The sequence below is a fragment of the Lacipirellula limnantheis genome, assembly GCF_007746075.1.
Lineage (GTDB): Bacteria > Planctomycetota > Planctomycetia > Pirellulales > Lacipirellulaceae > Lacipirellula > Lacipirellula limnantheis.
Genome location: NZ_CP036339.1, coordinates 1,966,501 through 1,981,965, shown reverse-complemented (window position 1 = coordinate 1,981,965; position 15,465 = coordinate 1,966,501). Strand labels below are relative to the sequence as shown.

The window sequence follows — 15,465 nt, the reverse complement described above, 5'->3', positions numbered from 1 at the left end:
TGGTCTTTCTCTGTTCTAGTTAATGCGTAACCACCAAGGCACTAAGGCACGGAGAAAAGCACGAAATAATGCTAGGAGGATTTAACCACGAAAAAGACGAAAGGGACGAAAAAGGAAAGGATAGGAAACCGCCGATGGACGCAGATGAACGCAAATAACTTCATTTGACTTCTATCTGCGTTTATTCGCGTCCGTCGGCGGTTTCATCTATTCTTTTGCTTTTGTTTCTTTCGTGTGTTGCGTGGTTAAATCTCTTCTCTTCGTGCGTTCTTCGTGCCTTTGCGTCTTGGTGGTTTGTTTTAGCTACTTCTCTTCGTACTACTTTTCATCCTCACGGTCGCGCCAGACTTGCTTCTTGGCTTTGAGAAGGCGCTCGGTGTAGGACTCGGGGTCGGGGGCGTCGGGTTTCATCGTGGGGGACGACGCAGGCGGTTTTGGCCCACCGGCGGCGGGGTCGGTATCGAGCGGGATTGGCCCCGCGGCGGCAGTGGGGTCAGTGATTTCGAAACGGGCGGTCGTGCGGCGGCCTGCAAGTTGTTCGTCGATTTGTTGTTTGCGGCTGCGGAGGCGGCTCATCGTTTCGGGGACTTCGGCCTCGCGGACGCGGCCGAGGATTTTATCACGCAGGCGGCCGATCGCGACCCAGAGCCAATCGAGGTTAATCTGGACGCGGCGGACGAAAACGTCGCCCCAGAACAGGCAACTGCCGAGCACCACGAGCCAGGGCCAGATCGACTGGTTCATGATGGCAGGGGGAAGGTCGCGGCGGAACGGGTTCTGGGCGATTTCCTTGGCGAAGGCGACCTCGCTGAGGCCGGGATCGACGAAGACGCCGGCCGGGCCGTCGCCGGCGGGGATCTTGGCGAGCGAATTGAGGAGCGCGAGGTTCGTTTCGTTGTCGGTGTACTCGGCCGAGTAGCCGACGTTCACCCCGGTGCGGATGGGAGCCTTGCCGTCGCCGGGGTTCACGACGATCAGATAGCTGCCGGCCATCTCGGAAGGGAACGAGCCGACGTAGCGTCCTGGGGCGACTTGCTCGATCGCGATGGGGATCGACTTCATGTCGGGCGTGACCGCGGCGGCGGTCATCTGCTGGTTGTTGAGGAACTCGTCGTCCGCGTCCATCGCCGTGACGACGACTTCGGTCTTGCCGTCACGCACGTCGGTGGCGACAGTAAAATTGCCGACGTCGCCGGTGGGACGCATCGCCCACCGGATCACCTGACTGAAGAATTTGTCGTAGCCGTCCCAGCCGGTCCATTCGCTGGTCCAGCGGGCGCCGGCGTCGGTGGTGAGGGCGACCGCCTTGCCGGCGCCGTAGGTCCAGGCGGCGAGCAGCGTCGAGTTCTCGGGCTTCTCGGGGCGCGGCGAGCGGAGGATCACTTCGACGAGCGGGTTCTCCTTGAGCTGCGTGAGGACGTACCCCTTGAACGGCGGGAGGCCCCCTTCGACGCCGCGGAGGATTTCGTGCTCGGCCGATTCGACGATCGGCTGCATCGGATCGGGCGGTTCGTAAACGAGCGGGCGAGCAATGCGGCGGGCTTCGCGCTGGTAGATCTTGGGAAGGGCTTTGGAGTCTTTGACTTCGTAATACTTGCCGCCGGTTTTGGTGGAGATGTCGCGCATCACTTGGCTGCCGAGCGTGCCGTGCGAGCCGACGGCGACGGTGCTGATTTTCACGTTCTGTTTGACAAAGGCGCTCATCGTCGCGTTGCTCGGCGGAGCGGGATCGCCATCGCTGATGATGATCATGTGTTTCACCGCGGCGTCGGAGAGTTTGGCGAAGCCGGCGGCGGCCATTTTCATCCCGCCGTCAAACGCAGGCATGTCGCCGATCGTCATGCGGTCAACGCGGGCGAGCATCATCTGACGGCCGGGGCCGACGCGGATCATGCCGCCGCTCGATTGGCCCCAGAGCCATTGGTCGGTGCCGTTCCACTGGACGAGGCCGCAGTAGTCGCGATTGCCGAGCGTTTTGATCGATTCGACGGCGATGCGCTTTTGCCAGTAGTTTGACTGCGGGATTTCGCCGGCGTGCATCATCAGGCAGAGGGCGCCGACGGGGACGACCTGGGCGCTTTTGATCGTGAAATCGACCGGCATCGCCTCTTCGAGCTTCGTGTTCGCCCAACCGCCGGCGCCGTAGGTGTCGGGGCCGCCGATCATCACCAGCCCGCAGCCGAGTTCGCGGGTGTTGCGGACGAGCATGTCGATCTGCTCGTCGCTGAAGCTGGCGACGTTGTCGACGTCGTCGACGCTGCTGCGGGAGACGTTCGCCAGCACGACGGCGTCGTAGCGCTGGAGTTCGGCGAGCGAATTGAAGAGTTGGTCGCTGCCGACGATGGTGACTTCGATCTCTTCGCTGCGGAGACGGTCGGCGAGGTAGTCGAAGTCGCCGCGATGTTCGGTGTTCTCGATCAGCAGCACCTGGCCTTTGCCGCGGATGTGAGTGAAGGCCGAGGCGACGTTGTTCTGGGCCATGCCGTCGGCGCCGGCGTCAGCGGCGACGAAGCGGGCTTCATAGGTATAGAAGTCGGGCTGGTCGATTTCCTGCGGGATTGTGAAGACCTGCTTCCCGGGGGCGACAGTGACCTCCTCCTCGGCGATCGTCTCTTCGCGCTGGCCCGCTTGGCGGACGACGACGAGCTTGCCCTTCACAGCGCGATCGTCGCCAGGCTTCGCGTCGTTGCGGACGACGATCCGCATGTCGAACGGCTGGCCGCGCCGGACGCCGGCGGGGATGTCGAGCTTCTCAACGGCGACTTCGCCGCGCGGTTCGAGGTAAACGGGAACGACGTCGATGCTCACTCCCGCATCGGCGGCGGTCCGAGCCTCGCGGTAGCCGTTGCCGACGTTCTGGTTGCCGTCGGTCACCAGAACGATGCGCTTGGCCGTGTCGTAGGGAAAGATCGCCTTCGCCCGTTGGATGGCGGTGGCAAGGTCGGTGTACTCGGGATCGAGAACGCTTTCGACTTTGCCGTGGAGGGCTTCGTTGACGGCGACGGGCGGGATCTCCACTTCGGCGTCGCGGCCGAAGACGATCACCGCGAAGCGATCGCCGGCGGCGCTATCGCGATGCTGCTTGATCGAGTTGCGGACGTAGTCGATCATCTCGCCGCGCTGGGCGACGGGGACGCTGAGCGATTGGTCGAGCAAGTAGACGACGGTGAGGCCCTCGCTGCGACGTTGGTACTGAACGTCGGCCAATGCGAAGATGACGAGCGTCATCACCAGCGTGCGGAGGGTGAGGGCCATCCAACGCCGCCAACGCCCCAACCCCGCCAGGCTTCGATAGCCCAACCACCACATGACCGGGATTAGCGCGAGGAGCGCCAAGTATGCCGGACGGTCGAAGGCTATTGAGTGTTGGAACATTGCAAATGTCCGTGGTCAGTTGTCCGTTGTCATTTGCTAAGGACATTCCAGCGTTGTCGTGGCGTGCGATTTTGCGGATCAGCAACTCACCACGGACAACTGGCACCTGACAATCTCAAAAATTCACGCGCTGCACTCGATGATTGCTCGAATCAAGAACATATAATCGTCCTTTGCTGTCAAACGCAATCGCCCAAGGATTGTGTAGCTGGCCCGGCACGCGGCCGTGGGAGCCCCAGGTTCCGAGCGACTTGCCATTGAGGTCGAACTTCTGCACACGGTGGTTGCCGTATTCGCAGACGTAGAGGTGACCTTTGCCGTCGAACGCCAAGCCGTAGGGATAATAGAGCTCGCCGGGGGAGGAGCCTTCTTGGCCCCAGTGGTTGATGAGTTGGCCCTCCTTGTCGAAGACTTGAATGCGATGATTGCAGGCGTCGGCGACCCAGATATGGTCCTCTTTATCAACGGCCATGCTCTGCGGGCGGCGGAACTGTCCTGGTTCTTCGCCAGTGCCGCCCCATTGTAGGAGAAATTTGCCATCCCGCGAGAATTTCTGGATTCTGTCGGTGTCGCCGTATTCGGAGACGTAAATCGAGCCTTCGCTGTCCTCGACCACGTCGGTGACCCAGGCGAACTCGCCGGGGCCGGGGCCCATGACGCCGCCGAGGTTTTCGGCTTCGACCGCCGCGCCGGCGCGATCGTAAGCCAGCACGCGATAGTAATGAGTGTCGGGGACCCAGACGTGGCCGTTCTTGGCGATGCTCAGTCCCGTCGGCCGACCGTTGACGCTCACCGGGGTTTTCCAACCACGGAGGTAGTTCCCGTCGGCGTCGTAGACTTGGATGCGGGCGGTCATGTCGACGAGGTAAATTTCGTCGCTGGAGTCGATGGCCATTGCCCGCGGCTTTTGGAGTTGGCCCGGTTCGATCCCCTGGACGCCCCAGATGAGATCGGGCGCGGGGCCCGCGTTGCCCGTCGAATCGATACAACCAGTCGTCGTCACCGCGAAGAGGGCCGCGATCACGATGGCGATTGCCGGAAAGGCCGCTCGACGGTGGTCGATTCGGGGCAAGAATTAGGTTCCGTTGGTAGGAGTGCTGAGTAGGGCGCCGTCGGGACGCTTTTGCCGCGGGAAACTTTCCACGGAGGGCAGCTGCGGCAGCGGCGAAACGTTGCCGACCGCGTCGCTCTAACCCATTACAACATCGTCACTTTGGTTGATAGTTAGGTTGCATCGGCTGCTTGACCGTCCGCGGCGAGCAGCAGTATAGTTCACCATCTTCGTTCATCTGTGGGGCAGCTCAGGGGTCGGTTGCTGCGAGCCGCGACGCTAGGAGAGCGCCTGCGACTGGGAACCGGGCCGTCGTCAATTGGATCAATCCGCGCATTCATTGTGGCGGCTCGCTCGGGCGTTGTCATCTCTTAGAGAGTTGACGTCGCGACTCGATTGTTGGGAAATATGCCCCCCGTCGTCATTAATCTCCGCAAGACCGAAGATAGCCGCGACGTGGTTCATCGCGCCGTGCAAACGTTGGCTGAAGGAAAGCTGGTCGTCTTTCCGACCGAGACCGTTTACGGGCTGGCCGCCAGTGCCCGCCGCGCCGACGGCGTTAGGCGGATTTTCGAAGCCAAGGGACGGTCGCATCATGCGCCGCTGGCACTGGCGATTCGCAGCGTGGAAGACGCGCTGGATTATGCGCCGTCGCTGGGGGTGAAGGCGCAGCGGCTCGCCCGCCGCTGCTGGCCGGGGCCGATCACCCTGGTGGTGAAGCATGGGGGCGACGAAAGTCTGCTCCGGCAACTACCGGCCGAGGTTCGCGAAGCGGTGGCGCCCAGCGGCGAAGTCGGCTTGCGCGTGCCGGCCCACAGCGCGGTGCTCGACGTGCTCCACATGCTCGCCGGGCCGATCGCGCTGACCAGCGCCAATGTTTCAGGGCAACCCGACGCCGTGACTGCCGAAGAAGCGATCCGCAGCTTGGGATCGCACGTCGGACTGGTGATCGACGACGGTCCCTGCCGCTACGGGCAGCCATCGACCGTGGTGCGGGCTCGCGATGATTCTTACGAATGCTTGCGCGAAGGAGTCGTCCCCGCGTCGGCGTTAGAACGACTGGCCAGTATGTTGATCGTCATCGTATGCACCGGCAACACGTGCCGTAGTCCGATGGCCGAGGTGTTGCTGCGAAAGCTCGTGGCGGAGCATCTGGGCTGCAAGATGGAAGAAGTTGAGCAGCGCGGCGTGCTCGTGTCGTCGGCCGGCGTCTCGGCGGCGCCGGGCGGCGGAGCGGCCCCCGAAGCAATCGCCACGATGAAGCAGCGGGGGCTCGACCTCTCTCGGCACGAATCGCAGCCGCTGACCGAGAAGCTCGTGCGGCAGGCCGACGTCATCTTCGCGCTGACGGCCGCCCACCGCCAAGCGATCGTTCGTCGCTGGCCTGAGGCGGAACTCCGCACGCTGCTAGTTCAGCCTGACAACACGGATATCGAGGACCCGATCGGCGGGCCGGCGGAAGTGTACGAGCAATGTGCGCTGCAGATCGAGGACGCCCTGCGGCGGCGGGTGCAGGAGTTGAGGTTTGAGTAGGCGGGTGAGTAAGTGATCAGGGAACTGAGTAGGGAACTCGTAGTTGCGCGCGAGGGTTTGGACTGGTTGCTGAAGCGGCCATATTGCGGGTTAGTTGGGGCGGGTGACGTCCATCGGTCTACATTCACAGGCGCTCGTTTTTAAGGCGTTAGTCTCATGCGAATCGCCATCGGCAGCGACCATCGCGGTTATCCCTTGAAGGAGCAGCTTATTGGCATGCTCCGCTCAAAGGGACATGAAGTCCTCGATGAAGGGACGTGCGGCTCCGAATCGGTCGACTACCCCGACTTCGCCGTTCTCGTCGCGAAAAAAGTGAGCCAGGGGACGGCCGAGCGCGGAGTGCTGATCTGCGGCACCGGCATCGGCATGGCGATCACCGCGAACAAATTTTCCGGCGTGCGCGCCGCTCCGTGCAACGACGAAGTCACCGCCGAGATCAGCCGCCGCCACAACGACCTCAACGTGCTCTGCCTCTCAGCCGACATGCTCAGCCCGCGAACCGTCGAGCGGATGGTCGAGGTATGGCTGACGACGCCCTTCGAAGGGGGTCGGCACGAGCGGCGAGTGGAAAAGATTCACCAGCTCGAGAAGGAACTGGGGCGCCCCTAAGAGCCGCTTCAGCCAGTTAGGCGAATTCGAACGAGGGCTCGGACTGTTCGCGGAAGCGACCAGTCCGGCGAACGCAGGAAGCGGCGCCCCGCTATGGCTAACGATCGATCAGGAACCTCTGTGCTTCAATTCTTTCTCGTTTTCATTGGCTCGGGCATCGGCGGAATGGCGCGGTTAGCTCTGGGAAGTTTCGCGTTCAGCCACACGGCGGATTGGCGTTTTCCGCTCGGAACCTTTCTCGTCAATGCCATTGGTTGTCTGGCCGCTGGGATTCTTGCCGGTCTGATCGAACGCTGGGGAGTGTTGCCGGCTGAGGCCCGACTCTTTCTCTTCACCGGAGTTCTGGGAGGCTTCACCACCTTTTCGGCCTTCAGCTTGGAAACCGTTGCGTTGTTGAGGCGGGGGAATGCCGCCGTTGCCGCATCGTACGTCGCCCTGAGCATTTTCTGCGGCTTGCTCGCTATTTGGGCGGGAATGCTGCTGATCAATCGCTCGGCGTAGCGGCGAACGTCTCTCAGCGTGGGGCGTTGCCGACGCGCTCAGTCCGCCGAAGCGCGGACTCATCACGCGCGAGTCGACGCCAGCTCAACACAGCGCGGCGGCGTCTCACTCGGGTTCGGACTGGTCGCTTCAGCGACCAGATCTTAAGTGCGAGGAGACTTTACTTGCCCGCGAGGGCTTTCAAGATTGCGGCGCGGAGTTCGCTTCCTTTGAGCGGCATTTTAACCACGATGCGGCTGGAAGTGGTTTGAGCTTCGCCTGCGAGCACTCCGTGCCCTTCGCCCAACAGCAACACGGTGGGGATCAGCTTGGTCCGCATGTCGCCGCCGAGTTTGTTGAAGGCGTCGAGCGCCTCGCGACCGAGTTGGCCGGAGCTAAGCATGATTACGTCGAATGCCTTGACGTCGTCGTAAATGCGCTGGAAGAGACGTTCGGGATCAGTAGTCACCAGGACGCGATAGCCCTGCTTCTTGAAGAGTTCGCGGAACAGATCCTGCATCTTGTGATCGGACTCGACGATCATCAATTTCCGCGCTTCGCCAGCGTCGTCCTGGCCTTCCAGTTTGACCTGCTCTTCCAGCAGTGCTGGATTGTCCTTCGCTTCGGCGACTCGCTTGGCGGCGACCTTGAGGTCCGCCAGCATTTCGCCTGGCGTCTGATAGCGGCGGGCGGGATCGAGTTCCAGCGCCTTGGTGACGATGCGCGCCAGCGGCAGCGGCACGCCGGGGGCGACGTCGAGCAGCGGCTTGATCTCCATGAACCGCGACTTGCTGAGGCGCTGCGACCGTTCGCGCGTCTCGGCGAGCGCCGGTTTGCCGCTGAGCAGCTGGTAATAGATGCACCCGGCGAAGAAGATGTCGCTGCGGGTGTCGTCCTTGCGAACGTTGGTCGCGCGTTCGAGTCCCGCGTAATCGATGGTGCGGGGATTGGCCTCGTCCGCCTCGGCGCCTTCCATCCCCGCGAGGCCGAAGTCGAGAATCTTCGCATCGCCTTCGCTGGAGACGATAACGTTGGACATCTTCAGATCGCGATGCGTGATGCCCTTGAGGAACGCGTAGTTGAGGCCCGCCATCATGTCGGCCGCAATGCGCGTCGCGTCGAGCGGGTCGAACTTGCCGCGGACTTTGTAGAAGTCGCGGAGGTTCTGGCCTTCGACGAAGTCCATCACGATATAGTTCGTTGCGCCGCTGGAGACGACCTCGTGAATGCCGACGATGTTGGGGTGCTTCAACTGGGCGCCTAGCTCCCCTTCACGGCGGAAGAGGTCGCGTTTGTCGTCGCCGCCGGCCCGGCTATAGCGGCTGCGCAAGACCTTGACGGCGAAGAGCTCGCCGGTGCGTACGTGGGTCGCCCGGAACACGCGCGCGAAGGTTCCAGCTCCGACGCCGTAGAGGATCTTGTAATCGCCGTAAAAAAAGCCGTTGCGATACCCTTCAATGAGTCGATCGAGCTGGTAGTTCGTGAGCAACCCGCGTCGGACGAGCGATTGCTTGAAGGGCTCGTAGTCGACGGCCCGGGTGCCGAACTCGGCCCACACGCCGTTGAGATCCTGTTCCGTCAGGACGTTGACGTCGACGGCCCGCTGCGCCAGCTTCTCAGCAGTGAGGGTGGTGGTCATCGCGCGCTGGGGGGCTGTCTCGAAACCGTGCCGAGGGGGAGCCGTTAGGGGAAAGTCAGCGGATGTCGGGAAGTTCGGAGGACAGCCGCCGGCTGGTCTCGTCGAGCTTCGTCCGCGCGACAGTGCCCCTTGTCGCCAGCCGCCGGTGTGCCGTTACTCTTCCAACTTTAGCCGATATTCGTCCCGTTCGCGACGAGTCGCTTCCAAATCGAACATGAGATACTTCATGTCGAGGCGCAGCTGACTGAGGGCGTCCTGAACGAGCGTCAGAATGCGGCGACGACGTTTGGTGCTTTCCATCACGGCGTCGACCAGAGGAGCGAGTTGAGCGGCGTACGGCGCAGGCAGGCTGTGAATCGCCTCCGACAGACGGAGCAGGTCGGCAGGGATTTGGTCCTGAGTGGTCGCGATCGAATCGGGCGTGTTGTTCATCGTGCGTCTCCGGGTGGCTTGCTGACGCCACCCTCTAAGGCACTGCTCGTGCCACGGTCATTCCAGACCAACGCCCCGTTGCTGCAAAGTATTGTAGTGAAAAGAGTTAAAGCGCAGCAAGCAATTGGCGGATCGAGCTATTTGCCACTCCTGCCAAGTGGCGAAAAGGCCTCGACTTGATCTGGCCCCTGTGCGGAAAGACTGATACAAGCCCAAGTTACGACGAGCCGCGTGGTTCCGAACCGATGTTGCCCTGCCGCAACACGCCGGTCGGACGTTCATCGCGCTCGGCGATCGTGGGAGAGCGACGCCGCGTCCGCGAGCGGCGTCGTCATTTCTTGTCTGGCCACAGCGATTGTATGCATGGAGACGACAAAGCGAAGTTGGCGCCTACGCGCTCGTCGCCCTTGCGCAGCAATCTCATTGAGTGTTGCAATACTTGCATGCCCGTTTTGCGGGGTTGCGCCAGCGCAATCGATCGAAGCATCGCAATCGGCGCCCGTGTTGCTGGACAATATGGACGACGCCACGCCGGCGCTGAAACTGCTGAACCCGTCGGCTGAAGTCCGGCTGATCGGGCAGTCAATCGAGGGGGGCCGCAACCGGTTTGGCGCTGCGTCGGAACGCATTGTCGTGGCCGCAGCCGCGGGAACATCGGCTCAATTGGCATACGACCTACCCGAAGCCATCGTGCTGAGTGAAACACGACTGGCAGCGTGGGTTTCGTGCAACCGTCCCGGCGCCCAGTTGGCCGCGACGGTCATCTTGCCGCGCGCGATCGATGACGAAACTGGCGAGCCGCGGCGACTGTTGATCCGCTCGAACAAGAACGGGGGCGGCGGCGATTGGGAGCAGCTTGACTTCAGCGACATCGCTAAGGAGCTACGATCACAGGCACGTGTGGCGCGGGCCCATTTCGGCGGCGTGATGGATGAACGCGAGGCGAAGGTGACGCAGTTGGTTATCCTGGCCCCGGGAGGCGCCGGCCACACCGAAGTGTGGGTCGACCAGGTCGCGATGTATGGCGTGCTGAACGTCGGCGGGAAGGCGCCAGGGGCCACCCCCAATGGCGTCGTGCCGGCGAGCGCCGTCACGCCCGTCGAGAATACGGGCGCGGCAACGGCGACAACCAGCCCGGTCGCGGCCGTCAGCGGCAAGCCGCCGGCGGTGCCGCGGATCATTCAATGGCAGGGCGAGCCGCTGGAGTTTCTCCAGAAACTTGGCTTCGACGCCGTCTGGATGGGCCGGCCGCCGGTCGATGCCGAAATCGCCGACGCCCGCCGCCTGGGAATGTTCATTGTCTGCGAGCCGCCGACGCCCGAGCAGATGCGGACGTTGCCGCTCGACGGACGTTTTGCGCAGGTAATGGCCTGGGATCTGGGGACGCTGACGCAGCCCGGCGATTTGGAGCTGTGCCACCGCTGGTCGCAGGCGATCGAGTATTACGAGTCGGCGCCGTCGCGGCCCGTGTTGTTGCGACCCACCGGCATGACGCGCGAAGCGAGCCGCATCGCAGATCTGGTGATGATTGGCCGGCCCACCCTCGGCTCAACGATTTCCTGGCCTGCCTATGGCTCCTGGCTGGTGCAACAACGGCGGCTGGTGCGCGGCGGCACGCCGCTCTGGGTAAACGTCGAGACCCACTGCGGGGCGCATTTCGCCTCGCAATTGGGCGCCCTGCGGGGTAGTTCGGCGGCGATCGTGCCGGCGACGTTTCATGACCTGACGATGGCCACGGCGGCGGCGTTCAGCGTGTCGCCGCGCGGGTTTTGCTTTCAATCGCAAGCCAGCCTGGCAGGCGGCGAACCGGAGAATCAACTCCGCGGGCTCGCATTGGAACTGACGAACTTGCGGCTGGGACTTGCCGAGCCCTGGCTCGCCGGCGGGAAGTCGGCGACCGTTGCTCAATCGAGTCGCCCCGATCTGAGCGGCTTGGTCGTCAAAGTCGAGCGTTCCCACCTCATCATTCCGCTGCGGTGGAGCGATCAGGCCCTGGCCCCGGACAGGAAGCCGAACTCGCAACCGATTTCATTCAAACTTCCAGGCGTCCCGGAATCCTCCGATGCGTACCTGTTGTCCATTGCCGGTTCGCAGCGATTGCCCGCGAAGCGCGTCACCGGCGGATTGCAGCTGACAGTCGACCACTTGCCAGACGACGCCTTCCTGCTGGTCACCGAGGATGGGTACGCCTACTCGCACATTGAGCGCTACTTGCGGCAACACGCCGCCCGAGCGACGCATGCGCGCGTGGAGCTCGCGGCGCTGCGCCGGCAACAAGCGGCACAAGCACTAGCGGCCTTGCCGGGGATCGATGCGCGGGCTGAACTAGCCCCGGTCGATGCCCAAATGACGGCTGTCGTCGAAACGATGCGGCGTAACGATAATGCGGCGGCCTTTGCGTGCGCCGCCGAGGCGGAACGGCTGCTGGATGAGGCGTTAGCACGGGTCGGGGCGCTCACGGCGCCGACATTGCCGGCGGGTTCCGCGCCATTGCCGCTCGATTGGACGACGCTCGCCGAATTGCGGTCGCTGGAAGCGGCGCTTCCCAACGGCTCGGCTGCGCAGCCGCTGCCGGGCGGAGACTTCGAGGATCTCAACGTGCTGCTGCAGAGCGGTTGGCAACGGATCGAACAATCTGTTGCCGGCGTGAAGACGGCAGTGCGGCTTTCCCCCGAAGCGCCTGGGCAGGGCTCCTACTGCCTGGAGCTCCAGGTGCAAAGCGAAGCTCCCGATGGGACGCCGCCGGCGCTGGCGGCGTCGCCGGTTTGGGTGACGTCGCCGCCGCTGCAGACGCCGCCAGGACATTTGATCGAAATTAGCGGGCTGGTCCGGGTGGCCGAGGCGCCGTTGGGACTAGCTGACCCGCTCGTCATTTTCGACTCGATCGGCGGGGAAGAGGGGGCTATCCGCATCGAGTCATCGCCCGCCTGGCGGCCCTTCCGCATGGTGCGCGTACCGACGCCCGGAGCCGAAATGCGGCTGACGATCGCCCTGGGGGGCGTCGGTCGGGCACAGGTCGATGGGCTCGCCGTGCGGTATATTCCGCTGCAAGGGGCGACGGTGGCGCAGACGCCGCGATAACTGCCACCGGCATTGCCAGTGGATGGTTAACAAATCGCAGTGCCCGTGGAAGTTCGTCCACCGGCGGACCCGTTGGCTTTTAGTTACTATTTCGGGCTGTGCCGGTTGTGTGGCACGGGTCGCCCAGGAGCGGCGCGGCTGGCGTCCAACGCATCTCGGAGCGACTCCCGCTCCTTGTGGGCACTTTCGCCGCAACTTATACTCGGCGTTTCACTTGGAGCGAGTTCGGGCAGCGTGGCGCAGACCCTTTCGGGCAGCTGAACCATCGCCCATCCGCCGTCGTAGACCGTGATACGTCGGGTTCTCGCTAGCACGTTGGTCTGCCGCCCTGCGGCGCTGGCGCCGACGCTCGACCAAGCCGTCCTTCTTCTCCGAATCGCTGACCCACGATCGCCTTTATGAGCGAAGAAATCATTCTGCAAACGCGGGCCCTGTCGAAAGTCTACCGCGACTTTTGGGGCCGACAGAAGGTACGAGCCTTGAAGGGGCTCGACCTGGAAGTCCGCCGCGGCGAGGTGTTCGGCCTGCTGGGGCCAAACGGCTCAGGCAAGACGACGACCATCAAGCTGCTGCTGGGGTTGCTGTTCCCCACCGAGGGCGAGGCCCTGGTCTTCGGCAAGCCGGCCAGCGACGTCGCCAAAAATGAACGACTCGGCTATCTGCCGGAAGAGTCATACCTCTACCGGTTCCTCACTGCCGACGAAACACTCGACTTCTACGGTCGGCTGTTCGATATGCCGTCGGACGTGCGCCGGCAGCGGATCGACGAGTTGATCGAGATGGTGGGACTGCAGAAGGCGCGGAAGCGGCAACTGCAGGAGTATTCCAAGGGCATGACGCGCCGCATCGGCTTGGCTCAGGCGCTGATCAATGATCCCGAGCTCATCATGCTCGACGAGCCGACGAGCGGCCTCGACCCCATCGGCACCCGCGAGATGAAGGATATGATCCTCCGTCTCAAGGACGAGGGGAAGACGATCGTCATGTGCAGCCATCTGCTGGCCGACGTCCAGGATGTGTGCGATCGGATTGCCATTCTTCACCAAGGCGAGCTGAAGGAATTGGGCCGCGTCGACGAACTGCTCAAGGTGGCGGACGTCACCCAGATCCGGGCGAAGAACCTGTCAGTCGATTGCCAGCGGGAGTTGCGTGACGTAATTTCCCGCCACCATGGCGAGTTGGTGTCGCTCGACAATCCGACGACGACGCTGGAAGAGCTGTTCCTCGAGATCGTCCGCGACAGTGAGGCCCGTCCGGGTCGCCGCGCGGGCGTGAAGTAGAGGGTTCAGGTTTTAGGGTTCAGGGTTCAGGGAATACCGTTCCCCGAATCAGCGAACCGCAACGTTACCGCAACGATGTTGGCCCTCTCTTCCTGAACCCCGAACCCTGAACCCCGAACCCTGTCACGATGGTTGTCGAACAACAACTACTCCCCTATTTCCAGTGGCTGCTCACTGGCGGCGAAAAGTCGCTGGGCGCGCTGCCGAGCTTCGCGTTCGTCTTTCTCGGCGTCGCGATGGCGGCGCTGGTGATCGGCTTTGCCATCGCGGCGTCGCGTTACGGCTTCCTCCGCGGCGGCGACGTCACCTACAAGACGATCAGCGAAGGGTTGCGCGAGCTGCTGCAAACGTCGCCCCGCCGGGTGTGGGCGATTGCACGGCTGGCGATCAAAGAATCGTTGCGGCGGCGCGTTGCCGTCGCGCTGGGCGTGTTCTTCCTGGTGCTGCTGTTCGCGAACTGGTTTCTCAGCACCAATCACCAGGAGCCGGCGCGGCTCTACCTAAGTTTCGTCCTGACGGCGTCCACCTATCTGGTGCTCGGCGTGGCGCTGCTGTTGAGCGCCTTCAGTCTGCCGGGCGACTTTAAGACGAAGACGATCTACACCGTCGTCACCAAACCGGTGCGCGCGGGCGAGATCATTCTCGGGCGGATCATCGGCTTTATGATCGTCATTACCGTTCTGCTGGCAATCATGGGAGTCGGCAGCTACATCTTCGTCGTTCGCTCGCTCGACCACTCGCACACCGTCGAACTCGAGAGCTTTCAGGTCGTCGCCAACCCCGCCGGCGAGGAGGTCGGCAAGAAGGGAACCACTTCCCGCGACGCCGGACATCGGCACGAGCTGACGCTCGACAAGGACGGGAATGGCGAGACGACCGTTGAGAATGGCCACACCCACCGGATCGAGTCGCTCGGCGAGAACAAGTATCGCGTCTCGCCGCCGCTGGGGTTCATTCGCGCCCGCGTGCCGCAGTACGGCAAACTGCGGTTTATTGATCGCTCGGGCGCGGCGAAAGATACGGGCATCAGCGTCGGCAGCGAGTGGACCTACCGCAGCTTTATCGACGGCAACACGCCGGCCACGGCAATCTGGACTTTTGACAATGTGAGCGATGCCGTCGATCCAAACGTGCCCGAGGACGAACGCTCGCTGCCGCTGTCGTTGATCGTGCGGGTGTTCAAAACCCACAAGGGGGTCATCGGCCAAGCGTTGCAGGGAACGATCCAACTTCGCAATCCCGACCCGGCGGCCAACGGCCTGACCAGCGAGCCCCTCAGCTTCGACGCCCAGGACCAGCAGGTCGACGACTTCAACATCCCGCGGAAGCAGTATTCGCAGTCGCGACAAGAGATTGACCTATTCAAAGATCTCGTCAGCAAGGACGGCAAGATCGAAGTGCTGGTAAAGTGCCTCGACCGGGGCCAATACTTTGGCTTCGCCCAGGCCGACTGCTACATCCGCCATCCCGATGGCTCGCCTATCGCCAGTTTCGCCAAGGTCTGCGTCAGCATTTGGGTGCAGGCGGTGATCGTCGTGTCGGTCGGCGTCACGATCAGCACGCTCGTGAGCGGCCCGGTGGCGATGCTGTTCGTCGTCGGGTTCATCATCCTCGGCTTCTGGCGGCAGGATTTCGTCGACATTGCCACCGGCAAATCGTACGGCGGCGGCCCGGCCGAATCGGTCGTCCGCATCGCGACGCAAGCAAACGTCATGGTGCAGCTGGAAGACACGCTGCTGAACAACCTCGTGACCGGCTTTGATAAATACTTTGCCAAGCCGATCATGTGGGCCGTGGCGCAGACGCTGCCCGACTTCCGCAGCTTCAGCACAGTCCGCTACGCGGCCGACGGGTACAATGTGCCGTGGGATCGCGTGTTCCAGGACGTGACCGTCTGTTTGGGATACGTCGTCGGCTTGTCGATTATCGGGTACTTCCTGCTGCGAACCCGCGAGGTGGCGAAGTAAGAAGTAAGTGGAGCGCTC

At 62.9% G+C, this 15,465-nt stretch carries 10 protein-coding genes; 6 read left to right on the top strand and 4 right to left on the bottom strand.

Features of this window, described 5'->3' with window-relative positions; translation table 11 throughout:
• Positions 1 to 318: 318 nt before the first annotated feature.
• On the bottom strand, positions 319 to 3,375 hold the full coding sequence (locus I41_RS07725) for a VWA domain-containing protein (protein ID WP_145432000.1): 3,057 nt from the start codon (positions 3,373 to 3,375) through the stop codon (positions 319 to 321).
• Positions 3,376 to 3,490: 115 nt separating this feature from the next.
• Positions 3,491 to 4,447, bottom strand: a complete 957-nt coding sequence (locus I41_RS07720; RefSeq protein WP_246133830.1) for an NHL repeat-containing protein — start codon at positions 4,445 to 4,447, stop codon at positions 3,491 to 3,493.
• Between the two features lie 387 nt (positions 4,448 to 4,834).
• On the opposite strand from I41_RS07720, the gene I41_RS07715 reads away from it, so the two are divergent.
• The 3 genes from I41_RS07715 to crcB all read left to right on the top strand — a co-directional run bounded on the left by I41_RS07715 (position 4,835) and on the right by crcB (position 7,069).
• Positions 4,835 to 5,959, top strand: coding sequence for an L-threonylcarbamoyladenylate synthase (locus I41_RS07715; RefSeq protein ID WP_145431999.1), 1,125 nt, complete (start codon positions 4,835 to 4,837; stop codon positions 5,957 to 5,959).
• Between the two features lie 156 nt (positions 5,960 to 6,115).
• Positions 6,116 to 6,568: a ribose 5-phosphate isomerase B gene (rpiB, locus tag I41_RS07710; RefSeq protein WP_145431998.1), complete on the top strand. Its 453-nt coding sequence runs from the start codon at positions 6,116 to 6,118 to the stop codon at positions 6,566 to 6,568.
• Positions 6,569 to 6,688: 120 nt separating this feature from the next.
• Positions 6,689 to 7,069, top strand: a complete 381-nt coding sequence (crcB, locus tag I41_RS07705; protein WP_210421126.1) for a fluoride efflux transporter CrcB — start codon at positions 6,689 to 6,691, stop codon at positions 7,067 to 7,069.
• 160 nt (positions 7,070 to 7,229) lie between these two features.
• On the opposite strand, the gene I41_RS07700 is transcribed toward crcB, so the two are convergent.
• Positions 7,230 to 8,687, bottom strand: a complete 1,458-nt coding sequence (locus I41_RS07700) for a serine/threonine protein kinase (protein WP_145431996.1) — start codon at positions 8,685 to 8,687, stop codon at positions 7,230 to 7,232.
• Between the two features lie 153 nt (positions 8,688 to 8,840).
• A complete protein-coding gene (locus I41_RS07695) occupies positions 8,841 to 9,119 on the bottom strand; it encodes a transcriptional regulator (protein WP_145431995.1) in 279 nt (92 codons plus the stop codon).
• A gap of 501 nt (positions 9,120 to 9,620) precedes the next feature.
• Between I41_RS07695 and I41_RS07690 the strand changes: the two genes are divergently transcribed.
• The 3 genes from I41_RS07690 (at position 9,621) to I41_RS07680 (ending at position 15,447) form a co-directional block, all read left to right on the top strand.
• Positions 9,621 to 12,200, top strand: coding sequence for a hypothetical protein (locus tag I41_RS07690; RefSeq protein WP_145431994.1), 2,580 nt, complete (start codon positions 9,621 to 9,623; stop codon positions 12,198 to 12,200).
• 398 nt (positions 12,201 to 12,598) lie between these two features.
• The gene (locus I41_RS07685; protein ID WP_145431993.1) at positions 12,599 to 13,480 is read left to right on the top strand and encodes an ABC transporter ATP-binding protein; all 882 of its coding nucleotides are present in this window, start codon (positions 12,599 to 12,601) and stop codon (positions 13,478 to 13,480) included.
• Between the two features lie 128 nt (positions 13,481 to 13,608).
• Positions 13,609 to 15,447 (top strand): ABC transporter permease, encoded by a 1,839-nt coding sequence (locus I41_RS07680; protein WP_145431992.1) that lies wholly within the window; start codon positions 13,609 to 13,611, stop codon positions 15,445 to 15,447.
• Positions 15,448 to 15,465 lie beyond the last annotated feature (18 nt).

Coding starts and splice junctions, on each gene's coding strand:
- I41_RS07725 (WP_145432000.1), bottom strand. CDS start 3,375: ATGTTCCAACACTCAATAGCCTTCGACCGTCCGGCATACTTGGCGCTC.
- I41_RS07715 (WP_145431999.1), top strand. CDS start 4,835: ATGCCCCCCGTCGTCATTAATCTCCGCAAGACCGAAGATAGCCGCGAC.
- rpiB (WP_145431998.1), top strand. CDS start 6,116: ATGCGAATCGCCATCGGCAGCGACCATCGCGGTTATCCCTTGAAGGAG.
- I41_RS07700 (WP_145431996.1), bottom strand. CDS start 8,687: ATGACCACCACCCTCACTGCTGAGAAGCTGGCGCAGCGGGCCGTCGAC.
- I41_RS07695 (WP_145431995.1), bottom strand. CDS start 9,119: ATGAACAACACGCCCGATTCGATCGCGACCACTCAGGACCAAATCCCT.
- I41_RS07685 (WP_145431993.1), top strand. CDS start 12,599: ATGAGCGAAGAAATCATTCTGCAAACGCGGGCCCTGTCGAAAGTCTAC.
- I41_RS07680 (WP_145431992.1), top strand. CDS start 13,609: ATGGTTGTCGAACAACAACTACTCCCCTATTTCCAGTGGCTGCTCACT.